At 52.7% G+C, this 24,740-nt stretch carries 20 protein-coding genes and 1 pseudogene; all 21 read left to right on the plus strand.

The window, feature by feature from the left end; genetic code table 11:
- The first annotated feature begins 1 nt into the window (after window position 1).
- The 21 genes and pseudogenes from frr (at window position 2) to dut (ending at window position 24,707) form a co-directional block, all read left to right on the plus strand.
- Window positions 2–556, plus strand: coding sequence for a ribosome recycling factor (gene frr / locus DNH61_RS22200; RefSeq protein ID WP_111149024.1), 555 nt, complete (start codon window positions 2–4; stop codon window positions 554–556).
- Window positions 557–771: 215 nt separating this feature from the next.
- Window positions 772–1,530, plus strand: a complete 759-nt coding sequence (locus tag DNH61_RS22205) for an undecaprenyl pyrophosphate synthase (protein WP_111149025.1) — start codon at window positions 772–774, stop codon at window positions 1,528–1,530.
- A gap of 24 nt (window positions 1,531–1,554) precedes the next feature.
- Entirely contained in the window at window positions 1,555–2,346 is a 792-nt protein-coding gene (locus tag DNH61_RS22210) for a phosphatidate cytidylyltransferase (protein WP_111149026.1), read from the plus strand.
- Between the two features lie 13 nt (window positions 2,347–2,359).
- A complete protein-coding gene (locus DNH61_RS22215) occupies window positions 2,360–3,505 on the plus strand; it encodes a 1-deoxy-D-xylulose-5-phosphate reductoisomerase (RefSeq protein WP_111149027.1) in 1,146 nt (381 codons plus the stop codon).
- Between the two features lie 96 nt (window positions 3,506–3,601).
- Complete coding sequence (rseP, locus tag DNH61_RS22220; RefSeq protein WP_111149028.1) at window positions 3,602–4,876, plus strand: RIP metalloprotease RseP; 1,275 nt, start codon at window positions 3,602–3,604, stop codon at window positions 4,874–4,876.
- Window positions 4,877–4,960: 84 nt separating this feature from the next.
- A complete protein-coding gene (gene proS / locus DNH61_RS22225; RefSeq protein WP_111149029.1) occupies window positions 4,961–6,409 on the plus strand; it encodes a proline--tRNA ligase in 1,449 nt (482 codons plus the stop codon).
- 38 nt (window positions 6,410–6,447) lie between these two features.
- Window positions 6,448–10,752, plus strand: a complete 4,305-nt coding sequence (locus DNH61_RS22230) for a PolC-type DNA polymerase III (RefSeq protein WP_111149030.1) — start codon at window positions 6,448–6,450, stop codon at window positions 10,750–10,752.
- 170 nt (window positions 10,753–10,922) lie between these two features.
- Window positions 10,923–11,384, plus strand: coding sequence for a ribosome maturation factor RimP (rimP, locus tag DNH61_RS22235; protein ID WP_111149382.1), 462 nt, complete (start codon window positions 10,923–10,925; stop codon window positions 11,382–11,384).
- A 27-nt stretch (window positions 11,385–11,411) separates the two neighbouring features.
- Window positions 11,412–12,512: a transcription termination factor NusA gene (nusA, locus tag DNH61_RS22240; RefSeq protein ID WP_111149031.1), complete on the plus strand. Its 1,101-nt coding sequence runs from the start codon at window positions 11,412–11,414 to the stop codon at window positions 12,510–12,512.
- Between the two features lie 48 nt (window positions 12,513–12,560).
- The gene (gene rnpM / locus DNH61_RS22245; RefSeq protein WP_111149032.1) at window positions 12,561–12,872 is read left to right on the plus strand and encodes an RNase P modulator RnpM; all 312 of its coding nucleotides are present in this window, start codon (window positions 12,561–12,563) and stop codon (window positions 12,870–12,872) included.
- Window positions 12,862–13,188: a L7Ae/L30e/S12e/Gadd45 family ribosomal protein gene (locus tag DNH61_RS22250; RefSeq protein ID WP_111149033.1), complete on the plus strand. Its 327-nt coding sequence runs from the start codon at window positions 12,862–12,864 to the stop codon at window positions 13,186–13,188. The genes rnpM and DNH61_RS22250 overlap by 11 nt, the downstream gene beginning before the upstream one ends.
- The gene (infB, locus tag DNH61_RS22255) at window positions 13,181–15,811 is read left to right on the plus strand and encodes a translation initiation factor IF-2 (RefSeq protein WP_111149034.1); all 2,631 of its coding nucleotides are present in this window, start codon (window positions 13,181–13,183) and stop codon (window positions 15,809–15,811) included. The genes DNH61_RS22250 and infB overlap by 8 nt, the downstream gene beginning before the upstream one ends.
- A gap of 6 nt (window positions 15,812–15,817) precedes the next feature.
- A complete protein-coding gene (rbfA, locus tag DNH61_RS22260; RefSeq protein ID WP_111149035.1) occupies window positions 15,818–16,174 on the plus strand; it encodes a 30S ribosome-binding factor RbfA in 357 nt (118 codons plus the stop codon).
- Complete coding sequence (locus DNH61_RS22265; protein ID WP_111149036.1) at window positions 16,171–17,163, plus strand: DHH family phosphoesterase; 993 nt, start codon at window positions 16,171–16,173, stop codon at window positions 17,161–17,163. The genes rbfA and DNH61_RS22265 overlap by 4 nt, the downstream gene beginning before the upstream one ends.
- Window positions 17,164–17,168: 5 nt before the next feature.
- Window positions 17,169–18,083, plus strand: a complete 915-nt coding sequence (gene truB / locus DNH61_RS22270) for a tRNA pseudouridine(55) synthase TruB (RefSeq protein ID WP_111149037.1) — start codon at window positions 17,169–17,171, stop codon at window positions 18,081–18,083.
- 93 nt (window positions 18,084–18,176) lie between these two features.
- Window positions 18,177–19,103 (plus strand): annotated as a pseudogene (locus tag DNH61_RS22275) (bifunctional riboflavin kinase/FAD synthetase); the annotation flags it as partial.
- 165 nt (window positions 19,104–19,268) lie between these two features.
- Window positions 19,269–19,538 carry a 30S ribosomal protein S15 gene (gene rpsO, locus DNH61_RS22280; RefSeq protein WP_111149039.1) on the plus strand — a complete coding sequence of 90 codons (270 nt, stop codon included), beginning with the start codon at window positions 19,269–19,271 and terminating at the stop codon, window positions 19,536–19,538.
- A 196-nt stretch (window positions 19,539–19,734) separates the two neighbouring features.
- Window positions 19,735–21,837, plus strand: a complete 2,103-nt coding sequence (gene pnp / locus DNH61_RS22285; protein ID WP_111149040.1) for a polyribonucleotide nucleotidyltransferase — start codon at window positions 19,735–19,737, stop codon at window positions 21,835–21,837.
- 201 nt (window positions 21,838–22,038) lie between these two features.
- On the plus strand, window positions 22,039–22,974 hold the full coding sequence (locus tag DNH61_RS22290; RefSeq protein ID WP_425452310.1) for a polysaccharide deacetylase family protein: 936 nt from the start codon (window positions 22,039–22,041) through the stop codon (window positions 22,972–22,974).
- A 43-nt stretch (window positions 22,975–23,017) separates the two neighbouring features.
- A complete protein-coding gene (locus DNH61_RS22295; RefSeq protein WP_111149041.1) occupies window positions 23,018–24,277 on the plus strand; it encodes a M16 family metallopeptidase in 1,260 nt (419 codons plus the stop codon).
- Complete coding sequence (gene dut / locus DNH61_RS22300) at window positions 24,264–24,707, plus strand: dUTP diphosphatase (RefSeq protein WP_111149042.1); 444 nt, start codon at window positions 24,264–24,266, stop codon at window positions 24,705–24,707. The genes DNH61_RS22295 and dut overlap by 14 nt, the downstream gene beginning before the upstream one ends.
- The last annotated feature ends 33 nt before the right edge of the window (window positions 24,708–24,740 follow it).

Raw genomic sequence — 24,740 nt, forward strand, 5'->3', positions numbered from 1 at the left:
TATGCCACAGGACATCAAGAAAAATGCGGAAGAGCGCATGGGTAAAGCAATCGACGCTCTGAAGCGTGATTTATCGACACTTCGCGCAGGGCGCGCAACTCCGTCTATGCTTGACCGCGTTCAGGTGGAATACTACGGTGCCATGACGCCGGTTAATCAGCTAGCGAACATTAATACGCCGGATTCCAGAACGCTGATCATTCAGCCTTGGGACAAATCCTCTCTGGCCGCTATTGAGAAGGCGATTCTGAAATCGGACCTTGGTTTGACACCGTCCAATGACGGAGCCGTAATCCGTATTGGTATCCCGGCTCTTACGGAGGAACGCCGTGCTGAGCTCGTTAAGGCTACGAAGAAGTTTGGCGAAGAGGCGAAGGTAGCAATCCGCAATATCCGCCGTGATGCCAATGATGATATCAAGAAGCTGGAAAAGACCGATATTTCCGAAGATGAGTCACGTCGTCACCAGGACGATATCCAGAAGACGACCGACCGCTATATCGCGGAAGTGGATAAAGTTCTGGCTAATAAAGAAAAAGAAATTATGGAAGTTTAGTGAAGCTGATTGTGCCCCTCCGACAAGGTGGGGCTTGTTCAAATCGTAAGCATGCCAAACAGGCGCTTCTCCGCTGTGCATACCAGTAATACCGTTGCTCGCCCGTCGCAGACGGCGCGGGCCGTTTAACTTCGTGAGAAGCTGCTGTATTCATACATACAATCATGAAGCTGGTTTGCCAGTTGCCTGTATTTGCCCTTGTGGGAGGAAAACGAATGTTAGATCGGATTCGCAGCCGGTTCCGCCGAAAACCATCTGTAAAGACGCTGTCACCGGATAATATACCGCAGCATGTTGCCATCATTATGGATGGAAACGGCCGCTGGGCCAAAAGCCGCGGACTTCCAAGGGTTGCCGGGCATCACTCCGGCATGAAGGCAGTTAAACGGGTCACGATGGCAGCTGATCGGCTGGGTATCAAATACCTGACCCTATATGCATTTTCAACAGAGAATTGGAAGAGACCAAAGTCTGAAGTTGATTTTCTGATGAAGCTGCCTCAGGAATTTCTTGCCATTGAGTTAGAGGAACTAATTGCTAATAATGTACAAGTTAGAATGATGGGTTATAAGGAAGGGCTGCCTTCGCATACACTGCAGGCACTTGAGACAGCTATCGAGAGAACAGCCGGCAATACCGGCCTTGTTTTGAACTTTGCCCTGAATTATGGCAGCCGCAAAGAAATGATGGATACAGTTCGTCAGCTCTGTCAAGAGGCTGCTGAGGGGCATTTGCAGCCGGGTGGGCTAACCGAGGCGGATTTTGAAGCGCGCCTGCTGTCGGGCGGCATGCCGGATCCCGATCTGCTCATCCGTACAAGCGGTGAACTGCGAATCAGTAATTTTATGATGTGGCAGCTGGCGTACAGCGAACTATGGTTTACAGAGGTCTACTGGCCGGAGTTCTCAGAGGAGCATTTTCTGGAGGCGGTCAGCGAATACCAACGGCGAGCACGACGCTACGGCGGGTTGTAAAGCCGACTGGAGAGTGGCGAAGCAGTGAAACAACGAATGGTTACAGGCGTATTCGCCGGTCTTGTGTTTGGCATTATGGCCATCTTGGGGGGCTGGTTCTATGAAGGACTGCTCCTGTTTCTGGCGGTGGTCGGCTATTTCGAGTTTGTCCGGTTAAACGGCTATCGCTGGTTCGATCTTATGCCGCTAATCGGATTTGCAGGAATGCTTGTTATCGTAACGCCATGGGAGCATGCTGGATTGTCAGAGCCTTCGCTGGCTGCTGTCGTTTGGATATTGATGCTGCTGCTCTTGTCGGTGACAGTTGTTACGAAGAATAGGGAGACGCTGGACGCTTCAGCTCTTCTGCTGCTGGGAGCGGTATATGTCGGGTACGGCTTCTCGGAAATGATGACGGTTCGCGCCCACGGAGATTATGGGCTTCTGTATACGGCCATAGCCTTCGGCTGTATATGGGCATCCGATATAGGCGCTTATTTTGTTGGACGGGCGGTCGGCAGGACGAAGCTGTGGCCAGCGATCAGTCCGAACAAAACGATAGAGGGAGCGGTAGGCGGCATTGTAATGTCCCTGATTGTCGGAGTGCTGTTCTGGTTAGCGGCTCCGGCCGTCCTTACAATCGGACATGCTCTGCTTATCGGTCTGCTTGCCTCCTCGGCCGGACAGTTCGGCGATCTGATACAATCCGCTTATAAACGCCTCCGGGGTGTGAAAGATTCAGGCAGACTGCTCCCCGGACACGGAGGCGTCTTGGATCGCTGTGACAGCTGGCTCATTGTGTTCCCGCTGCTTACACTGACAGGATTACTGGCTTAGGAGGACACGACTATTGAAGCAAATATCGATTCTTGGTTCTACCGGTTCCATTGGTACGCAGACGCTTGATGTAATCGCGAATGACCCTAGACAGTATCAGGTTGCCGGCCTTGCAGCAGGAACGAATGTCCAGCTGCTGGTGGAGCAGGCGCTGCGTTTTCACCCTAAGAAAGTCAGTCTCGCAACCAGAGACGCAGCCGAGGAAGCCAGGGGTATGCTGCCTGCCGGGATTAAGGTGCTGTATGGTGAAGAAGGCCTCGATGAGGTTGCCGCTGATACAGGTGCTGACTGTGTCGTGACCGCTCTTGTCGGCAGCCAAGGGCTGCGCTCAACAATGGCGGCCATAAATGCAGGAGCCAGGATAGGGCTCGCGAACAAGGAAACGCTTGTGACGGCAGGGCACCTCGTGATGCGGCAGGCTGCCGACAAGGGTGTGGATATTTTGCCGGTAGACAGTGAGCATTCGGCCATTTATCAATGCCTGAACGGGGAGAATAGAGCGGAAGTCAAGAAGATAACACTCACCGCTTCCGGCGGTTCCTTCCGGGATAAGAGCCGTCAGGAGCTGGAAGGGGTAACGGTCGAACAGGCGCTGCGTCATCCGAACTGGTCAATGGGCTCCAAGATCACCATTGATTCGGCTACCATGGTGAACAAAGGTCTCGAAGTAATCGAAGCCCACTGGCTGTTCGGTGCGGGCTATGACGACTTGGATGTCCTGCTTCACCCGGAGAGCATCATTCATTCTTATGTCGAATTTGTCGATAATAGTGTTATTGCTCAGCTCGGCTGGCCGGACATGCGAATTCCAATTCAATATGCCCTCTCATATCCGCATCGGAGGCCATCGCCGACAGAACCGCTTGATCTGGCACAGCTTGGGAGTCTGAATTTCCGCAAGATGGACTTCGAACGGTATCCGTGTCTCAGAATGGCATTTGAATGCGGCCGTGCCGGCCAGTCAGCTCCCGCTGTTTACAATGCGGCGAACGAGGTGGCGGTTGCAAGGTTTCTGAGTGGAGAGATCAGCTTCCTGGCCATCGAGCAGGTGATAGAGCGTGTGCTCTCACGCCACGAGGCATGTAATCTTCCAGATCTTGCCGCCATTGCGGAAGTGGATGGATGGGCACGCAGAGAAGCGGCAGCGCTCAATATATAAGGGGACGCAGATCGTCATCTGCGGTTCTCTTGTATCGGCCGATGGAATAATGATAATCTAAGTACAGGCCGTTACGAACAGGAGGCTGCTTCGAAGATGGGAATGGTTCAAGTCGTATTATTGACCGTGCTTGTGTTTTTTGTGATCGTTTCAATACATGAGTGGGGTCACTTATATTTTGCTAAACGGGCCGGTATCTTGGTTCGGGAATTCGCGATCGGCTTCGGTCCGAAGCTGTTTTCGCTGAAGCGGGGAGAGACGAGGTATACACTGCGTCTTATTCCGGCAGGCGGGTTTATCCGCATGGCTGGGGAGGACCCCGAAATTGTCGAGGTTCAGCCCGGGCAGACGGTAGCCGTAAGGCTGACGAACGGCGCTGTCACCAGGGTGTATCTTGACCGGCTGGATGAACGGAGCAATGTGGTGCGCGGTGAAGTGGTTTCCATTGATCTTGAGCACGCACTGCAAATTGTTCTGGATGTCGACGGGGAGAAGGAGCGGTTTGGCGTTGACCGGAAGGCAGAGATCGTAGCTCGCGGACGAGAGACGCAGATCGCTCCGTTTGACCGCCAATTCGGAAGCAAGACTGTCGGCCAGCGTGCGCTGGCGATTTTTGCCGGTCCTGCAATGAACTTTGTGCTTGCGTTCGTGCTGTTCATGGCCTATATTCAGATGTCAGGGGTGCCTGTTGACAACCCGGATAAGCTGCTTATTGGCGAAGTTGTTGCCGGAGCGCCTGCTTCCAAGGCAGGTCTGCAGGTGGGTGACGAGATTAGAAGCATTAACGGGGAAGCGATCGGAACCGATTATGACAAGATGATCGATCTGATCGGAAAGTCCGCTGAGAAGCCGATGAATTGGGTCATCGTCCGGAATAACAGTGTAATGGAAATAGAAGTGACACCAGCTTTTGATAAAGAAGCCCAAATGGGTAAGGTCGGCGTTTCCGCTGGATATCCCACGCGAGCTGCCGGTATTGTCGAGACGGTAACCTTTGCTGGAAAAGCCATGAAAAATACGACCGTATTGATCATGGAAATGTTCCAAAAGCTTATCATGGGTGATTTCAAGCTCGATGATCTGGGCGGACCGGTTAAGACAGCGAAATTCACAGGGGAAATAGCTGCCAAAGGGATTGAACAGCTGACATCCTGGACGGCAATCCTGAGCTTGTATCTGGGCATCTTCAATCTGCTGCCCGTGCCGGCACTTGATGGAAGCCGGTTGATTTTCCTCGGAATTGAGGCGGTTAGAGGCAGACCGATTGATCCGAACAGGGAAAGTATGGTTCACTTTATCGGCTTTGCCATGCTGATGCTGCTGATGCTGGCCGTAACGTATAATGATATACTGAATTTGATACAGGGTTAAACGAAACGCCTGCTGACCAGGGCTGCATGAGCCGGCGCAGGCGTTTTGAGCTCATTTTTGTCAGAATGGGGCTGGGAGGCACTTATGTCGAAGGATAAGCAGTTTGTAACCGAAATTACACCGCAGGGTGAGGATTTCTCAAGATGGTATATCGATGTCATCAAGAAAGCAGAGCTGATGGATTATTCTCCTGTCCGCGGCTGTATTGTGTTCAGGCCGGAAGGCTACGAGATCTGGGAGAATATCCAGCGTGATCTGGACCGCCGTTTCAAGGAAACCGGTCACCGCAACGCCTATTTTCCACTCTTCATTCCCGAGAGCTTCTTCCAGAAGGAGAAGGAGCATGTTGAGGGCTTTAATCCTGAACTGCCATGGGTAACCGAGGCTGCCGGAGAGAAGCTTGAGGAGCGTCTTGCCATCCGTCCGACCTCGGAGACGATGTTCGGTCATATGTATGCCAAGTGGATTCAGTCCTACCGTGATCTGCCTGTGCTGATTAATCAGTGGGCTAACGTGGTGCGCTGGGAGAAGCGTACCCTGCCATTCTTGAGAACAAGTGAGTTCTTGTGGCAGGAAGGCCACACAGCGCATGAAACGGAAGAAGAGGCACGGCAGGAAACGATGCAGATGCTGGAGATCTACCGTGACTTTGTTGAGGAGTTTCTTGCGATTCCGGTCGTTATGGGGCAGAAGACGCCTTCAGAGAAGTTTGCTGGCGCGGTTGATACCTACTCGATTGAAGCGATGATGAAGGACGGCCGTGCAGTCCAGGCGGGCACATCACATTTTATGGGTACTAACTTCGCTGTTGCCTTCGATATCAAGTACCTGGACCGCAGCAACAATCTGCAGTTTGCTCATACGACGTCCTGGGGGGTTAGCACCAGGCTGATCGGTGCGATGATTATGGTGCATGGCGACGACCGGGGGCTTGCACTTCCGCCGAAGGTAGCGCCGACACAGGTTATTATGATTCCAATCGGACCGCCGAAGACACGTGAACAGGTTGTTGGCCGGGTGGACGAGCTGTATCGCGAACTGAAGCAGGCAGGCATCCGGGTGCGTGTGGATGACCGGGCGGACGTCAGTCCGGGCTGGAAGTTCAATGAATATGAAATGCGCGGCGTTCCGCTGCGTCTTGAACTTGGTCCGCGTGATATGGAGAATGGACAAGTGGTGCTTGTCTCCCGTATTACGGGCGAGAAGCGTATAGTGGCGCAGGATCGTCTGGCAGAAGAAGTTACGTCCATGCTGGAGGAAATTCAGCACGATATGTTCGAGAAGGCCAAGGCGTTCCGTGAGGAAAACTTCAAATCACTGGACACGCTGGATGAGATGAAGGCTTTCCTTGAAGACAAGCGTGGCTTCGTAGAAGCTGGATGGTGCGGTTCGGAAGCTTGCGAACGCCAGGTTAAGGAAGAGACAGGCGCAACAAGCCGCAACATTCCGTTCAAGCCGACAGCCGAGAAGTCAAGCTGTCTGGTCTGCGGAGACAAGGCGAAACACACGGTCGTGTTTGCCCGCGCCTATTGATTAAGATATAGCAGCACAGCAGTATGGGGGAGGAAGCAATGAGCCACACGGGGGATAAACGCCAGCGGTTTGAGCTGCTGCTTCAGCAGGCGGGCTTGCCGGAAGAGGTTATGAACACCTATTTTGGAGATGGATATATCGATCATGTGGCCGTTAGCGCAAATAACCGGGAATGGACGTTTTGCATCCGCAAAACGTCCATACTGCCTTATAAGGCATACCGTTTGTTCTGCGAATCGGTACGCAAGAAGCTTGGACATATCGCTGACATTTCATTTGTTCTGGATTACGAGACAGCCATCACGACCGATCAGGTACTGACAGCCTACTGGGATTATTTCGTGGAGTGGGCCCAGCAGGAGATGGCTTCGGTAAACGGCTGGCTGGGCAAAGCCAAGTTCGAGGCCGAGGGTGAGCTGCTGACGCTTACGCTGCTTGATGACACCACGCTCGAGATGGCCCGCAAGAAGAGGATTGATGAGGAAGCAGTCCGTTTCTTCAACCGGTATTTCAAGCGTACCTGCAAGGTCAAGCTTGCTGCTGGCCGGTATGGCCAGGAGGAATACGAGAAGTTCACCCAGAAGCGGGTACAGGAAGAGCGAGAGGTCGTTCAGCAGATTATGGCCAGCGTGCAATCCGAACCGCCTGATGATAGCGGCGAAGCGCCGGAGCGGCTGGTCGTCGGTTATGACATTCGGGAAGAGCCTGTACCGATCATCCGAATTCAAGAGGAAGAGAAGAAGATCACCGTACAGGGGGCCGTGTTTGGGCTTGAGTCCAAGGAGCTCCGCAATGGCAGCACACTGTTTACCTTCAATGTGACGGACTTCACCGACTCGATTATGATGAAGATGTTCGCGAAGACCAAGGACGATGTGAAGATGCTGAGCCTGCTTGCCAATGGCAAGTGGATTCGGGCCCGCGGCCGTGTTGAATACGACCGGTTTATGATGGAGCCTGAGCTGGTGATGATGCCTAACGATCTTCACGAGGTTAAAGCGCCGCCGGAGCGAATGGATGATGCTAAGGAGAAGCGTGTTGAATTTCATCTGCATACAACCATGAGCACCATGGATGCGGTGACACCAGTGGATGCTTATATCAAGACGGCAGCCAAGTGGGGACATCAAGCGATAGCGATCACCGATCACAGCGGGGTTCAAAGTTATCCGGAAGCCTATAAAGCTGCGAAGAAGAATAACATGAAAGTGCTGTTCGGACTGGAAGCCAATGTCGTGAACGATTCCGTTCCGATGGTTATTAATCCGCGCGAAGAAGATCTGCAGACGGCCGAATATGTTGTGTTCGATATTGAGACAACGGGCTTGTCGATCATTAACAACAAAATCATCGAGCTTGCAGGCGTCAAGATGCGGGAGGGGAAGGAGATTGACCGCTTCTCAACCTTTATTAATCCGCATGAGAAAATCCCTTATCATATTCAGCAGCTGACCAATATTAACGATGAGATGGTCAGAGATGCGCCGGAGCTTGAACCTAAGCTGCGAGAGTTTGTTGAATTCATTGGCGATGCCGTACTGGTTGCGCATAACGCCCGGTTTGATATCGGTTTTATTCAAGCAAACTGCAAGGCGATCGGGATTCCCGAGGTCATGAACCCGGTGCTCGATACATTGGAGCTTGCCCGCTTCATCCATCCAAGTATGAAAAATCACCGTCTGAATACTTTGGCGGACAAATATAAAGTCAGTCTCGACAACCACCACCGGGCGATTGACGACTCGATCGCGCTTGGAGGCGTGCTGTTTGGCCTGATTGCTGACGCAGCTGCCCGCAATATTACCGGCCTTCATCAGCTTAATGATTATGTAGGGCTGGATTTCTCGAATAGCCGTCCTTTTCACTGCGGCATCTACGCGCTGAATGCAGTCGGCAAGAAAAATTTATTCAAGCTTGTGTCTCTTTCGCATACGGAATACTTCAAGCGTGTAGCCTGTATTCCCAAATCCAAGCTCGTTGAGCTGCGCGAAGGCCTTCTCGTCATCTCGGGCTGCGAGAAGGGTGAATTCTTCGAAACGGTGCTGAACAAGACGATAGAGGAGGCGGAGGAGACAGCACGGTTCTATGATGTGCTGGAGATTCAGCCGGTCGGCTTCTACATGCACCTGGTTGACAAAGGACTGGTCGGCAGCCGGGCCGAGATCGAGCAGGCAATCCGGCGTGTATGCGAAATCGGCTACAAGCTCGGTAAGCCGGTCATTGCAACGGGAAATGTGCATTATCTGAATCCGCGGGACAAGATGTACCGCGATATTACCATTCACGGCATTACGGGCTTTAGTCCGCTTAAGGATATCCGCAAGCCGGATGCGCATTTCCGCACAACGAATGAGATGCTGGAGGAATTCAAGTTCCTTGGTGAGGAGAAGGCATACGAGGTCGTGGTCACGAACACGATCGAGCTGGCGGACCGGTTCGAAGCGTTCGAAATGTTCCCGGATCAGCCGTTCTTCCCTGTTATCGAGGGTGCCGACGAGGAAATGCGCGAAACCTGCTATAACACAGCGAGCAGCCTGTATGGCGATCCAATTCCCGAAGTTGTAACCGAACGGCTGGAGCGGGAGCTGATTCCGATTATCAAGGCAGGCTTCTCGGCTCTGTATCTTATTTCACAGCGGCTTGTTAAGAAGTCAAACGATGACGGTTATCTGGTCGGCTCCCGGGGGTCCGTCGGTTCCTCCGTTGTAGCCATGATGCTCGGAATCTCGGAGGTAAATCCGCTGCCGCCGCATTATTTGTGCAGGTCGTGCAAGCATTCCGAATGGTTTACAGACGGCAGCGTTCCTAGCGGCTTCGACCTTCCGAATAAGGACTGTCCAAGCTGCGGGGCGCCGATGAAGGGTGACGGACAGGACATTCCGTTCGAGACGTTCCTCGGCTTCAAGGGCGACAAGGTGCCGGATATCGACTTGAACTTCTCGGGAGAATACCAGCCGCATGCGCACAACTATACCAAGGTATTGTTCGGCGAGAAGAGCGTATTCCGGGCCGGAACGATCGGTACGGTTGCCGAGAAGACGGCTTACGGCTTTGCGAAGAAGTATGAAGAGGACCAAGGGAAAAAATGGCGCGGCGCCGAGCTCAATCGCCTGGCGGGCGGCTGTACAGGCGTCAAGCGGAGCACCGGGCAGCATCCCGGCGGCATTGTGGTCGTTCCCGATTATATCGAGGTTGAGGATATTACGCCCGTCCAGTTTCCGGCGGATGATACAAGCGCCGAATGGAAGACGACCCACTTTGACTACCATGCTTTCGATGCGAACCTGCTGAAGCTTGATATACTGGGACACGATGATCCGACGATGATGCGGATGCTGCAGGATCTCACTGGCGTGGACCCGACGACGATTCCAATGAATGATCCGAAGGTTATGAGCATGTTCAACTCCACGACGGCACTCGGCGTTACACCCGAACAGATCCGTACACCGGTCGCTACCTATGGCGTTCCGGAGATGGGGACGAAGTTCGTCCGCCAGATGCTGCAGGAAACGCAGCCTTCAAGCTTTGCCGACCTCCTGCAGATTTCGGGACTCTCACACGGTACCGGCGTCTGGCTCGGCAATGCGCAGGAGCTCATTAAGAATGGAACCTGCAACATCAAGACAGTTATCGGCTGTCGTGACGATATCATGCTGTATCTGATTTATAAGGCGGGCATGGATGCAGGACTGGCCTTTAAAATTACCGAGAGCGTCCGGAAGGGTAAAGGACTCACGCCGGAGTGGATTGATGAGATGAAGCGCTGCAAGGTGCCGCAGTGGTACATTGACTCCTGCCTGCGCATCGAGTATATGTTCCCGAAGGCGCATGCCGCCGCTTACGTTATTTCCGCTGTGCGCACAGCTTACTTTAAGCTCTACCATCCGATAGCCTATTACGCGACCTATTTTACCGTTCGTGCGGAGGATTTTGATCTGGAGCTGCTCTGCCAGGGATATGATGCAATCAAGAAGAAACTGATTGAAATCGAAGAGAAGGGCTTCCAGGCGCTGCCGAAAGAAAAGAACATGATATCGATTCTGGAGATGGCGCTCGAAATGACAGCCCGCGGCTTCTCCTTCAAGCCGATTGATCTGTACCGCTCGGATGCCACTAAGTTCCTGATTGACGGTGATTCCCTGATTCCCCCGTTTGCAGCGGTGGGCGGAATCGGCGACAATGCGGCCCGAAATATTGCGGCGGCAAGAGAAGAAGGCGACTTTTTGTCCGTGGAGGACTTCCAGCAGAAGTCCCGTGCTTCCAAGACAATTGTCGAGCTGCTGGCTGGCATGGGCTGCTTCCGGGGGCTGCCGGAATCCAATCAGCTGTCGCTGTTCTAGCCTGAAAACGGAAGAGGCCATTTTCATTTGTCTTGTCACTATAGACTGGTTATGCTATAATTTTTCTGGTAATGCTGTTGATATTGTGTCTGCAGAAGAGTGGGGAAACCCACTCTTTACGTTTTGTCTGCGGACCTTTAGAAATATTTCCCCCGGGAGGTCACACATTGGTGAGCAAAGCTAATATAAAATCCACTGTCGATGAGATGGTTCGTCCGTACATAGAAGATAACGGGTTTGAACTGGTTGATATCGAGTACGTCAAGGAGGGAAGCAACTTTTTCCTCCGCATTTTTGTAGATAAAGAAGGCGGTATCGATATTGACGAGTGCGGCCGGATCAGTGAGTACGTCAGCGAACGTCTCGATCAGGAGGATCCGATCTCAGATGCGTATTTTCTCGAGGTCTCTTCACCGGGTGCAGAGCGTCCGCTCAAGAAACCGGAAGACATGGCGAAGGCGGTCGGAAAGCATGTCTTTATTACAACTTACGAGCCAATCGGTGGCCTCAAGGAATTCGAAGGCAAGCTGCTTTCGTTTGACGGGGATGAAGCAGTAGTGGAAGCGGGCAAGAAGAAACACACCTTACCTTACGCCAAGATTGCCAGCGCGCGCTTGGCTATCGTGTTTTAATTTGTTGAGAGGGGGAGCAACTTTCCAATGAGTATGGATTTTATTGAAGCGCTGTCGGAGATCGAGAGAGATAAGGGAATTGCCAAGGATGTGCTGCTGGAGGCTATTGAGGCGGCGCTGATCTCCAGCTACAAGCGCAATTTCAACACGGCGCAGAACGTTCGTGTCGAGATTAACCGTCACACCGGCGTCATTAAGGTGTATGCCCGCAAGACGGTGGTGGAGGAGGTGCTCGATCCTCGGATGGAAATTTCCATTGAAGCATCCCGTGAAATCAACCCGCACTACCAGCTGGATGATATCGCGGAAATCGAAGTGACGCCTCGTGACTTCGGCCGGATTGCGGCCCAAACGGCCAAGCAGGTTGTCACGCAGCGCATACGGGAAGCCGAGCGCGGACTGATCTATAATGCCTACATTGATAAGGAAGAGGATATCGTTAACGGTATCGTGCAGCGCCAGGATGTGCGCAACCTGTTCGTTGATCTCGGCAAGGTGGAAGCGGTACTCCCGCTTACCGAGCTGATGCCGACGGATAAGTTCAAGCATGGCGATCGTGTTAAGTCCTTCATTACAAAGGTGGAAAACACTACGAAGGGTCCGCAGATTATTCTGTCCCGTACGCATCCGGGCCTCTTGAAACGGCTCTTCGAGCTTGAAGTTCCCGAAATCTACGATGGAGTGGTAGAAATTCGTTCCGTAGCACGGGAAGCGGGCTTCCGTTCCAAGATCGCCGTATACTCGCGCAATCCCGAAGTGGACCCGGTGGGCTCCTGTGTTGGACCGAAGGGTCTTCGTGTCCAGACGGTTGTCTCGGAGCTTAAAGGCGAGAAGATCGATATCGTGCGCTGGTCCGAGAACGTGGAGGAATATGTGGCAAATGCGCTTAGTCCATCCAAGGTTATCGAGGTCATCGTATTTGAGCAGGAGAAGATGGCGCGTGTCATTGTGCCGGACTACCAGCTGTCGCTTGCCATTGGTATCAAGGGTCAAAATGCCCGTCTTGCCGCCAAGCTGACCGGCTGGAAAATCGATATCAAGAGTGAAACGCAGGCGGAGCAGGAATTTGACCGTCCAAGATCCACCGGTGATACGATGCCGCAGGATTCGGTTTCTTACGACGGTTAACAAACACCGCGGCGGTCAGCGTATTTGAATGATACGGAGGAGAGAACAATGAAACCTAGAAAAGTTCCGCTCCGCAAATGCATCGCCTGTCAGGAAATGATGCCGAAGAAGGAATTGATCCGGGTCGTCCGCACCCCGGACGAAGAAGTACGGATTGATCTGACAGGAAAGAAAGCGGGCAGGGGAGCGTATTTGTGCGGCAAGGCCGGCTGCTTCAGGCTCGCCAAGAAGAGCAAGGCGTTCGACCGTGCGCTGAAGCTGTCAGTCGATCCGGAAATTTATGATCAGCTTGAGCAGGACTTCATTGCGGTGGAAGATGAGTTTCTTGCAAGCAAGGAGCTGGCTGCAGATGACGAATAAGGCGCTGTCGGCTCTTGGTATGGCTATGCGTGCGGGCAAGCTTGTCACCGGCGATGAAACGGTGCTCAAGGCTGTAAAACAGGGCAAAGCCAGGCTGGTCATTGTGGCGGCCGACGCTTCGGACAATACCAGGAAGAAATACCGTGATAAATGTGCGACTTACGACGTTGAGCTGGTGGAAGCATTCGACCGGTATACGCTCGGAGCAGCCATCGGAAAGGAGGCGCGTGTTATAGTCGCCATTGCCGATGAAGGATTTGCGAGCCTGATTCGGAAGCAACTCGGTAAACATTCGGAGGTGGAGAATATTGACTAAACAGGACAACAAGGATAAATTACGCGTCTATGAATATGCGAAATCGATCAACATGAGCAGCAAAGAGATCATTACGATCCTGAAGCGCTTAAACTTGCCTGTTAACAATCATATGAGCGTCATGGAAAATGAAATGGTGTCCAAGGTAGAAGGCTTCTTCCGCGACATTAAGGAGAATGCGGCAGCAAGGCGTGCGAGTGATACACCTAAGCCGCAGCAGGAGCGTAAGCCTGCAGGGGCCGCACAAGCCGTCATCCAAGGAAGCAGTGACTCCCGTCAGCCAGCGCTCCATTCCCAACCCGATCAAGCCGGTGACCAGCGCGTCCCTCAAGGGGCGGCAGGCGGCAGCAGTGATACAGTGCAACAGAATGACAAAAACCAAAACCAGGATAAGCAGGGGATTATGAACTCAACGACATCGAAAACTCAGAATAATAACAATAGTAGTCAGCAGCCGCGCTCAGGCGGCAGCACGCAGAGTGGTCAGCGCCCGCAGGGCGGCGGCCAGAGTCAGAATCGTCCAGCCGGAGGCGGCCAAGGCGGCCAGCAGCGTTCTAACAGACCGGCCCAAGGCGGCCAAGGTCCAGGACAGGGTGGACAGCGTCCTCCACAAGGCCAAGGCGGTGCACCACGCACAGGCCAGGCACAAGGCACACGCAGTGATTCGCGTCCGGGTGCAGGAAGACCAGCAGGCGCTGGAGATGCTTCCCGCGGGCCGAAGAAGAACAATACTGGCGGCGGCGGCAACCGACAAGGCGGCGGCAAGCGGTTTGATGACAACCGCGGCGGCTTTAAGGGCAACAACCGCGGCGGACGGAACAAGCGCGGCGGCCAGAACCAGAATTTCGAACGGCGCGAGAAGATTGATAATACGCCTAAGAAAATTATCGTCCGCGGCAATATGACCGTAGGCGAGCTTGCTAAGCTTCTTCACAAGGATGCTTCCGAAGTAATCAAGAAGCTGATGTTCCTTGGCATAATGGCAACCATTAATCAGGAGCTTGATCTTGACGCCATCCAGCTTGTCGCTTCCGATTATGGAATTGAAGTCGAAATCAAGCTGCCGGTAGACGAAGATAATTTTGATACTGTGGAAGAAGTGGATGAGGAAGAAGATCTGTCCACTAGACCTCCGGTAGTGACCATCATGGGTCACGTTGACCATGGTAAAACAACACTCCTTGATGCAATCCGTGAGACAAATGTAACAGGCGGAGAAGCAGGCGGCATCACTCAGCATATCGGTGCCTATCAGGTCGAAGTTAACGGCAAGAAAATTACGTTCCTTGATACACCGGGTCACGAAGCCTTTACGACAATGCGGGCACGCGGTGCACAGGTAACGGATATCACAATTCTGGTTGTTGCCGCAGATGACGGCGTTATGCCGCAAACCGTGGAAGCGATCAACCATGCTAAAGCGGCCGGTGTGCCAATTATTGTGGCTGTTAACAAGATTGATAAAGAAGGAGCTAACCCTGACAAAATCATGCAGGCTCTTACTGAGTATGAGCTTGTGCCTGAAGCGTGGGGCGGCGACACAATTTTCGTTAATATCTCCGCCAAGCAGCGTCAGAATCTTGAAGAGCTTCTGGAAATGATTCTGCTGATTGCAGAAGTAAATGATTATAAAGCAAATCCTGACAAGCGCGCACGCGGCACCGTTATCGAAGCCGAGCTTGATAAAGGCAAGGGACCGGTTGCCCGTATTCTCGTGCAGCATGGTACATTGTCGGTTGGCGACGCATTTGTTGCAGGCAACTGTTTCGGACGTGTACGTGCCATGGTTAATGATAAGGGACGCAGACTGAAGGAAGCCGGCCCGTCGACACCGGTCGAAATTACCGGCTTGACCGAGGTTCCGCTCGCGGGTGATCCGTTCATGGTATTTGAAGACGAGCGTAAAGCACGGGCAATTGCAGACCGCCGTGCGATCAAGCAGCGCCAGACCGAGCTGGGCTCCCATTCAAGAGTCACACTGGACGATCTGTATAAACACATCAAAGAAGGCGAAATTAAAGACCTGAACGTTATTATCAAATCTGACGTTCAAGGCTCGGCTGAAGCGCTGAAGGGCTCGCTTGCCAAGATTGACATCGAAGGCGTTCGCGTAAAGATTATCCACAGCGGCGTCGGTGCGATCACGGAGTCTGATGTTACGCTTGCCTCGGCTTCTAACGCGATTGTGATCGGCTTCAATGTCCGTCCTGAGCCGCAGGCGAAAGCCAATGCCGACCAAGAGCAGGTAGATATCCGTCTTCACCGTGTTATCTATAACGTCATTGATGAGATTGAGCAGGCAATGAAAGGCATGCTGGATCCGGAGTACAAGGAAGTGGTCATTGGCCATGCTGAAGTCCGGAATCTCTTCAAGGTAAGCAAAGTCGGCACCATTGCAGGCTGTATGGTTACTTCGGGTAAAATTACCCGTGCGGCAGAAGTGCGGATCATCCGCGGCGGTATTGTCGTATTCGAAGGCAAGATCGATTCCCTGAAACGTTACAAGGATGATGCGAAGGAAGTTGCACAGGGTTATGAATGTGGTATAACCATCGAGAACTTCAATGACCTCAAAGAAGGGGACACGATCGAAGCGTTCATCATGGAAACCGTTGAGAGGTGATGAAGCATGGCTAAGGTGAGAGTTGGGCGTGTAGGTGAACAAATCAAGAAGGAATTGAGCCAGATTATTCAAACCGAGCTCAAGGACCCTCGTATCGGGTTTATTACCGTAACGGGTGTCGATGTAACAAGTGACTTGTCACAGGCACGTATTTATTTAAGTGTTCTCGGATCGGATGAGCAGAAGGAAAATACGCTCAAGGCTCTGGCAAAAGGGTCGGGCTTTATCCGTTCCGAGCTTGGCAAACGGATTCGTCTCCGGCACACGCCGGAGCTGGAATTCCGGTTTGACAGCAGCATCGAGTATGGAAGCCGGATTGAGTCGCTGCTTGTGGAGATCAATCGGGGGCATGATACGGTATGACCGTACTGACAAAGGAATATTTGGCTGAGCTGGACAATGCGCTCGCATTTCTGCGTGAGGGAGACGACTTTCTGGTTGTCTCCCATGTTCAGCCTGATGGGGATGCCATCAGCTCAACCTTGATCATGAATTGGCTTCTCAAGAAGCTTGGCAAGCGCGTTACCATGATCAACGAAGGGAACTTTCCCGCCAGATTGGCCTATTTGGAGGAGTCGGATCAAATTATCGACTACTCCTTAACCAATCCTGGCCGTACATATGACCGGATTGTAGCGGTCGATTGCGCAGATTTCCGCCGGATTGGACAGGTTAGCGAGCTGTTTGAGCAGGGCAGAGAGCTGCTGAATATTGATCATCATCCCACTAATGACGGTTTTGGAACAGTCAATGTCATTCGCAGCAATGCTGCAGCAACGGCGGAGATCCTGTTTGATTTGATCGAGCGTTCGGGTATTCCGCTTGAGGTTGGGGCGGGAACAGCCGTGTACACCGGTCTGTTGACAGACACCGGAGGTTTCCGTTATTCAAGCACAAGTCCACACGTAATGAGGATCGCTTCGAAGCTTCTTGAAATCGGGGTGAAGGGATTCGAGCTGGCGGATCATCTTCTCGAGAAGATGACCATGCCGCAGCTGAAGGTACTGCAGCGGGGGCTGTCCAGGCTGACGTTCACAGAAGACGGCAGGGTCGGCTGGCTGTATATTGAGCCGTCAGATATGGCTGATACCGGTGCTGCACCGGAGGATCTTGAAGGGCTCGTCAACTATGCACGAAACATTGACGGCGTGGAATGCGGTATGCTCTTCAAGGTTACGGCCGAAGGTGATGTCAAGGTGAGTCTGCGTTCGGCAGGGCGCCTCGACGTAGCCGCTGTTGCGCAGCTTTACGGCGGCGGCGGGCATGTACGCGCAGCCGGGTGCCGGGTGCGCGGACCTCTTGCTGATGCTATGGCTGCTGTTGTGGATACCGTTAGAAAGGCGTTGGACTAAAAAAGATGGATGGAATTTTGGCGGTATGGAAGCCCGCCGGCTGGACGTCACACGATGTGGTGGCCAAGGTCCGGAGATTGGTGAAGATGAAACGTATTGGCCATACAGGTACGCTTGATCCCCAGGTAACGGGTGTTCTCCCGCTTGCGTTAGGGCGGTCGACGCGGGTCGTTGAATACCTGCAGGAGCTCCCTAAGGCGTACGAGGCAGTTCTTCAGCTGGGCATTGCCACCGATACCGAGGACATGACCGGTACGGTCACAGAGCGGTTGGATCATGTGGATGTGACTGAAGAACATGTGCGTCAGGTTGTGGCCGGGTTTATTGGCGAAATTGAACAGGTTCCGCCAATGTATTCCGCTGTCCGGGTTGGCGGCAAGCGGCTGTATGAGCTCGCTCGTGAGGGCCAGACGGTGGAGCGCAAATCCCGCAAGGTAACGATTCATGAAATCAGCCTTCTGGATATGGATCTGCAGCAGCAGCTGCCGAAGATCCGTTTTGCTGTATCCTGTTCAAAAGGCACTTATATCCGTACACTCTGCGTCGATATTGGCAAAAAGCTTGGCGTACCAGCTTCAATGGATTCCCTGGTTCGGACGATGTCAGCCGGCTTTACCCAGGAGGAATGCTTGACCCTTGAGCAGATCGAGGCGATGATGGCGAGCGGTGAGCTCTCTTCCAGATTAATTCCCTCTGACCGGGCGCTTAGCTATTTAAGGAAAGCAGTGACGGATTCTGACCATGCCCGCAGAGCGATGCAGGGCCAGAAGATACCGCTTGCTGCTGTGCGCACGGAGGAAGACATATTGGGTCATGAGCATGTTCGTTTGCGCTTGTATGCGGAGGAAGGCCATTTCATCGGCCTTTACGAAGCGGACCGGAATGCAGGCTTGCTGCTTCCCATAAAAGTATTTTCCTGATCAGCAAAGAGGATAGGAAAAAGAAATGCAGGTGTAACAGCTGTGGAAATCATACGTTTGCGTTACCCGTTCGACAGTCAATCACTTGTTCAGGCCAGCCGCAGTAAAGTCATGGCTGTCGGGCATTTTGACGGGGTGCACCTCGGACATCAAGACGTCATTTCCCGCGCTGTAAGGCGAGCAGCGGAGACTGGACGTCTTGCTGCCGTGATGACATTCCATCCGCATCCCAAAGAAGTTCTTGGGCATGGAAGGCAGTATGAGTCAGCGTTAACTCCAATGGAGGAGAAGCTGAAGCTCTTTGCCAGTATTGGTGTGGACCTGGCTTACGTGGTTCACTTCGATGAAACACTCGCCTCACTGTCGCCAGAGCAATTCGTCCAGGAACTGCTGCGGGAGCTTCGGGTTGATGAGGCGGTTGTCGGCTTTGATTTCACATTCGGCAGCAGGGGGGCAGGAACCCCCGAAACACTGCGGGAGCTAGGCGGACGGGAATTGTCCGTGACCGTGATTCCGCCTCTTGTTGACCAAGGAATCAAAGTGAGCAGTACCCGCATCCGGGAAGCTCTTCTGGCGGGCGATGTAAGTGCAGCGAAGCGTTTGCTGGGACGGCCATACCGCATTTCGGGTACGGTGACGCAGGGGGAAGGCCGGGGACGTACGATTGGCTTTCCAACGGCCAACATAGCGGAGGATGCCAACTATATGCTGCCTAAGCTGGGCGTGTATGCGGTGACCGCATTGCTTGAGAATGGCTCTGTTCGACCGGCCGTGATGAATCTTGGGGTTAAGCCTACATTCCACGAGCTGCCGGGAGAAGCGAAGCTGGAAGTCCATTTATTTGATTACAGCGGGGACTTATATGGACAGAAGCTTGCAGTCGACTTTCAGTCATTCCTAAGGCCTGAGCGGAAATTCAGCGGAGTCCAGGAGCTGGTCAGTCAGATTAAACAGGATGCCGAAGAAGCCAAAAGCCTGTTGGCCGGTCTGCATGGAAGTGGTCCCCAGTACGGCCGATAGCCATTATTTCTAGCGATTCATACGAAACATTTACTTTGTCCCTGCGGTTATGGTATACTGATTCTCGTTGCGGCTAATAGGGCGCAATCGAACCATGGCTTGGTCGTCCGCTCTCACCGACGGCGTCGAGGCCATCGGCGATTATATGAAGGAGGTGAACATAGGATGGCAATCACACAAGAACGTAAGAATGAACTGATCGAACAGCATAAGACACATGCGAGCGATACGGGATCACCTGAAGTACAAGTGGCTATCCTGACGGAGAACATCGTCAACTTGACGCAGCATCTTCGGGAGCACAAGAAGGATCATCACTCCCGCCGCGGTCTGCTCAAGATGGTAGGTCAGCGCCGTAAGCTGCTGGCATACCTGAAGAACAAGGATGTTCGTCGTTACAGTGCTTTGATCGAAAAACTCGGCCTGCGCCGCTAATCATGTGGGAGAAAAGCAACCTGGTTGTCAAGCCGTCCGGATTCCGGCGGCAAGGCCTTTACCGGGTTGCTTTTTGACATATGAGGACGTTCTGGCAGGAATGCCGGGGGTGTTGTAGAATGGATTTTAGTAGAACGGATAATGAATACATACTGCCGGAAATGCTATTTGTATCTCGGCAGCAAGGAGGATGAAAATGACTCATCGCGTTGAAATGCAGCTTGGAGGACGCCCGCTGGTGCTTGAAACCGGCAGACTGGCTAAACAAGCGAACGCAGCTGTAACGGTACGTTATGGCGAGACGGTTGTGCTTTGCACCGTAACGGCTTCATCGGAGCCTAAGGACCTGGATTTTTTTCCGCTTACTGTGAATTATGAAGAACGTCTATATGCAGTTGGTAAAATCCCGGGCGGCTTCATTAAGCGGGAAGGACGTCCAAGCGAGAAGGCTATTCTATCGAGCCGTCTGACTGACCGCCCGATCCGTCCATTGTTCCCGGAAGGCTTCCGTAATGATGTTCAGATCGTGAACATTGTTATGAGTGTGGATCAGGACTGCCCGCCGGAAATAGCGGCGATGATCGGTACATCCGCGGCGCTGTCTGTCTCTGATGTTCCGTTCAAAGGACCGATTGGCGGTGTTAGTGTTGGCCGTGTGGACGGAAAGTTTGTCATTAACCCGACTGTTGAGCAGGAAGAGAAAACGGATATTTTCGTCGTAGTTGCCGGTACGAAGGACGCCATCATGATGGTAGAGGCGGAAGCCAATGAGGTGCCGGAGGACGTGATGCTTGAAGCGATCATGTTCGGTCATGATGAAATCAAGAAGATTGTAAAGACCATTGAAGATTTGGTAGCTGAAGCTGGCAAGCCTAAGATGGACGTTGTTCTCCATGCAGTCAACGAACAGGTCAACCAAGAGGTTCGTGCCTTTGCATCCAGCAGGCTGGTGGAAGCGATTAAAATTCCGGAAAAGCATGCCCGTCAGGAAGCAATTGATGCGGTGAATGCCGATACGGTGGCGCACTTTGAGGAAGCTTACGCCGAAACTCCCGACCTTCTGGGCGACGTGAAGGAAGTGCTGTACGACATCGTGAAGGAAGAAGTACGGCGTCTGATCACTCATGACAAGGTCCGTCCGGATGGCCGCGGCCTGGATGAGATTCGCCCGATTGAATGTGATGTTGCACTGCTGCCTCGTACCCACGGCTCCGGGCTGTTTACACGCGGCCAGACGCAAGCGCTCAGCATTTGTACGCTTGGTGCGCTCGGTGATGTCCAGATCCTGGATGGTATTGATCTTGAGGAGACCAAGCGTTTCATGCACCATTACAATTTCCCGCCGTTCAGCGTCGGTGAAGCTCGTCCGCTTCGTGCTCCCGGCCGTCGTGAAATCGGTCATGGCGCCCTGGGTGAGCGTGCGCTTGCCAAGGTCATTCCTTCAGAATCCGAATTCCCGTATACAATCCGCCTGGTATCCGAGGTGTTGGAGTCGAATGGTTCCACTTCCCAGGCAAGTATCTGCGCCAGTACGCTTGCGATGATGGATGCAGGGGTGCCGATTAAAGCGCCTGTTGCCGGTATTGCAATGGGTCTGATCAAGGATGGCGAGCATTTCTCTATCCTGTCCGACATTCAGGGGATGGAAGACCATCTTGGCGACATGGATTTCAAGGTAGCTGGTACAGCGGAAGGCGTTACGGCTATCCAGATGGATATCAAGATTGATGGTATTGACCGTGCTATTCTTGCTGAGGCGCTTGAGCAGGCCCGTGAAGGCCGCATGCATATTCTGGGCAAAATGCTGGAAGTCATGAAGACACCGCGGACAAGCCTGTCACAGTACGCGCCGAAGATTCTGATCCTGCAGATTAATCCGGATAAGATCCGTGATGTTATTGGAGCAGGCGGCAAAATTATTAACAAGATTATCGAGGAAACTGGTGTCAAGATTGATATCGAACAGGACGGAAAGGTGTTCATCGCTTCTTCGAACGAAGAGATGAATCAGCGTGCCCGCCAAATCATCGAAGGCATCGTCAAGGAAGTCGTTGTCGGTGAAGTTTATCTGGGAACCGTCAAGCGTGTTGAGAAGTTTGGTGCGTTTGTCGAGATCATGCCGAACAAGGAAGGCTTGGTACACATTTCCCAGCTGTCTTCCGAGCGTGTTGCCAAAACAGAAGATGTTGTCAAGATTGGTGATCAAATTACAGTGAAGGTTACGGAGATCGATCAGCAAGGACGTATTAACTTGTCCCGCAAAGCTGTACTGGCTGCGCAAGCTGAAACCGAAGCCTAATCAGGAACCGATCCATCCAAGAAGACACCCAACAAAGAGCCAGAGCTATTCTGTCTCTTTTTTGTTTGCCTTTTTACATCCCTCTTACATAATCTTGTCCTTCTGAACATAAAATGGTAGCAGCGATTGTGAAGAGCAGGAGGGGGCGGCGTGGATAAGAAGAAAGTGCTGCTGATGGTCGTCAGCTTTGTTACCGTCATTATGCTGGGTACGGGCGGGTGGGAGCTCGGCCGGTACATTGACAGCATTAAATCGGGTGTTGACGCGGTAAGGGCAGATACGGTATTTGCTGAAGCTGACCCCTTGCTGCAACGGATTAGACAGGAAGCGCAAGAGCGATACCAGAAGCCGGTCAATGCCAAGGTCGATCCCGTATGGAAAGCGATTCCCGGTTACAGCGGTCTTGAGGTAGATATCGATGCCTCCTATTCACGAACCTCATCCAGTCCCAAGGGATCACCGCTTCAGCTCGTATATAGAGAAGTTCAGCCTGAGATTAATCTGGAGGATCTGGGGCCATATCCCGTCTACCGGGGCAATCCGAATAAGCCAATGGCTGCGATTATGATCAATGTAGCCTGGGGTAATGAATACCTGCCGGATATTCTTAATACGCTGGATGAGGAAAAGGTAAAGGCCACATTCTTCCTGGATGGCACCTGGCTGAGCAAAAACGAAGAGCTGGCTAAAGACATCATGAATCATGGACACGAGATGTCCAATCATGCCTATTCCCATCCGGATATGTCCCGAATCAGCCGGGCTGCCCAGAAGCAGCAGATAACACGGACGGAGGAGCTGCTGAGGAGCAAGCTCAGCGTAAAGAACCGCTGGTTCGCACCGCCTTCGGGCGCTTTTAATCAAACGACGATCGAAGTTGCCGCTGCCGAGGGGCTGAAGACGGTGCTGTGGACCGTTGATACGGTGGATTGGAAGAAGCCGGCTCCCGAATGGATGATAAGCAAGATCTCGCGGGAGACCGGACCTGGCTCCTTGATATTAATGCATCCTACCGCTTCTTCGCGTGATGCGCTGAAGGGCATGATTGCCGCGGTCAGGGAAAAAGGGCTGGCTTTGGGGACCGTGACAGAGACACTGTCACCTGCGCGTTTCCCGGAAGTTGAGGCAGGTAGTTAATTCTGCTATAGTGGAATCATTGATTTTTTTAGGAGGAGACCCGGTGAACAGATACACATTACAAAACGGATTACGAGTTGTCATCGAGAACATACCGACCTGTCGATCGGTCTCGTTTGGAATTTGGGTAAAGAACGGTTCACGCAATGAAACCTTGCTAGATAACGGTATTTCCCACTTTATCGAGCACATGCTCTTTAAAGGCACCGAGCAGCGCACTGCTAAGGATATCGCAGACCTGTTCGATGGAATCGGCGGCAATGTCAACGCTTTCACCTCGAAGGAGTATACCTGCTACTTTGCCAAGGTGCTGGATCAGCATTTGCCAATCGCTGTGGACGCGCTGGCGGATATGTTTTTTGAATCGCAGTTTGATGCGGGGGAGCTGGCGAAGGAAAAGAATGTCATCCTGGAGGAAATCTCCATGTATGAGGATACACCGGATGACAAGGTCCATGATGAAGCGTCTCGTGCTTCGTTTGGCGACCATCCGCTCGCTTATTCCATCCTGGGGCTGGAAGAACGTCTGACTGCCATGGGACCGGAAGATCTGCGTTCTTATATGAACGCCCATTACAGAACTGATAATACGGTCATCGCAATGGCCGGCAATGTGGAAGACCGCCAGGTGCTGGAATTGCTTGAGAAGCATTTTGGCCGCTTCGACAGAAGAGGCACGTCGCCGGAGCTTCATTCACCTGCGTTCAAGGGGCAGTACCTCTTCCACAAGAAGAAAACCGAGCAGAACCATCTTTGTCTCACCTTCCCGGGCTGCTCAATCGCAGATCCGCAGCTGTATGCCATGATTCTGCTCAATAATGCGATCGGCGGGGGAATGAGCTCTAGGCTGTTCCAGGAGATTCGCGAGAAGCGCGGGCTGGCATATTCCGTATATTCCTATCATACTTCGTATGCCGACACTGGCTTGTTCACAGTCTATGCAGGCACGGCGCCGAAACAGACAAAAGATGTGCTGGATCTGACAATTGAGCAGCTTGGCGAAATCTCAGCCAATGGCCTGACAGACAGCGAGCTTCACCGCGGCAAGGAACAGCTTAAGGGTAGCTTGATCCTCAGCCTGGAAAGCACAAGCAGCCGGATGAACCGCATTGGCAAGAACGAGCTTATGCTTGGCCGGCACTATACGATCGACGAGATGCTGGAGAGAATTGATTCAGTCAGCATGAAGGATATCAAGGATGTGACCGGAAGAATGCTGGAGGTACCGTTTGCCGTGGCTATGGTGGGTTCAAGCGATAAGGCGGCTGCTTCAGTCGGGAGGGATATACTTGTACCGCGTTAAATTCAAACGGCTGCCTGGCAGCGAAGATATCCAGCTTCCTCAGAAAATGTCCGAGTGGGCTGCAGGCTTTGATCTTCATGCTGCTGTTCAGGAACCCGTGACACTTGCTCCGGGCATGAGACAGCTGATACCGACAGGCTTTGCGATGGCAATGCCGCCGGAGCTTGAAGCCCAGATTCGCCCAAGAAGCGGACTTGCCTACAAGCATGGCATAACATGCCTTAATTCTCCAGGCACCATAGATGCAGATTACCGCGGGGAAGTAAAGGTGCTGCTGATTAATCACGGACAGGAACCGTTCGTTATTGAACGCGGTGAGCGTATTGCCCAGATGGTATTTCAAGTTGTCCCTCACGTCGATATTGAGGAAGTGGACGAGCTCCCGGATACCGTTCGGGGCGAAGGCGGATTCGGCCACACCGGCAAATAAGCTGGTATTTTGCAGTGAAGGACGATTTGCAGC

This window comes from Paenibacillus sambharensis (genome assembly GCF_003233845.1).
Taxonomy (GTDB): Bacteria; Bacillota; Bacilli; order Paenibacillales; family Paenibacillaceae; genus Paenibacillus_I; species Paenibacillus_I sambharensis.

What these genes read in the sequence shown, in the direction of transcription:
- rnpM (WP_111149032.1), top strand. Translation starts at nt 12,561, where the DNA reads ATGAAACCTAGAAAAGTTCCGCTCCGCAAATGCATCGCCTGTCAGGAA.
- truB (WP_111149037.1), top strand. Translation starts at nt 17,169, where the DNA reads ATGGATGGAATTTTGGCGGTATGGAAGCCCGCCGGCTGGACGTCACAC.
- DNH61_RS22265 (WP_111149036.1), top strand. Translation starts at nt 16,171, where the DNA reads ATGACCGTACTGACAAAGGAATATTTGGCTGAGCTGGACAATGCGCTC.
- rbfA (WP_111149035.1), top strand. Translation starts at nt 15,818, where the DNA reads ATGGCTAAGGTGAGAGTTGGGCGTGTAGGTGAACAAATCAAGAAGGAA.
- proS (WP_111149029.1), top strand. Translation starts at nt 4,961, where the DNA reads ATGTCGAAGGATAAGCAGTTTGTAACCGAAATTACACCGCAGGGTGAG.
- DNH61_RS22230 (WP_111149030.1), top strand. Translation starts at nt 6,448, where the DNA reads ATGAGCCACACGGGGGATAAACGCCAGCGGTTTGAGCTGCTGCTTCAG.
- DNH61_RS22250 (WP_111149033.1), top strand. Translation starts at nt 12,862, where the DNA reads ATGACGAATAAGGCGCTGTCGGCTCTTGGTATGGCTATGCGTGCGGGC.
- rseP (WP_111149028.1), top strand. Translation starts at nt 3,602, where the DNA reads ATGGGAATGGTTCAAGTCGTATTATTGACCGTGCTTGTGTTTTTTGTG.
- pnp (WP_111149040.1), top strand. Translation starts at nt 19,735, where the DNA reads ATGACTCATCGCGTTGAAATGCAGCTTGGAGGACGCCCGCTGGTGCTT.
- DNH61_RS22290 (WP_425452310.1), top strand. Translation starts at nt 22,039, where the DNA reads ATGCTGGGTACGGGCGGGTGGGAGCTCGGCCGGTACATTGACAGCATT.
- DNH61_RS22205 (WP_111149025.1), top strand. Translation starts at nt 772, where the DNA reads ATGTTAGATCGGATTCGCAGCCGGTTCCGCCGAAAACCATCTGTAAAG.
- frr (WP_111149024.1), top strand. Translation starts at nt 2, where the DNA reads ATGCCACAGGACATCAAGAAAAATGCGGAAGAGCGCATGGGTAAAGCA.
- nusA (WP_111149031.1), top strand. Translation starts at nt 11,412, where the DNA reads ATGAGTATGGATTTTATTGAAGCGCTGTCGGAGATCGAGAGAGATAAG.
- rpsO (WP_111149039.1), top strand. Translation starts at nt 19,269, where the DNA reads ATGGCAATCACACAAGAACGTAAGAATGAACTGATCGAACAGCATAAG.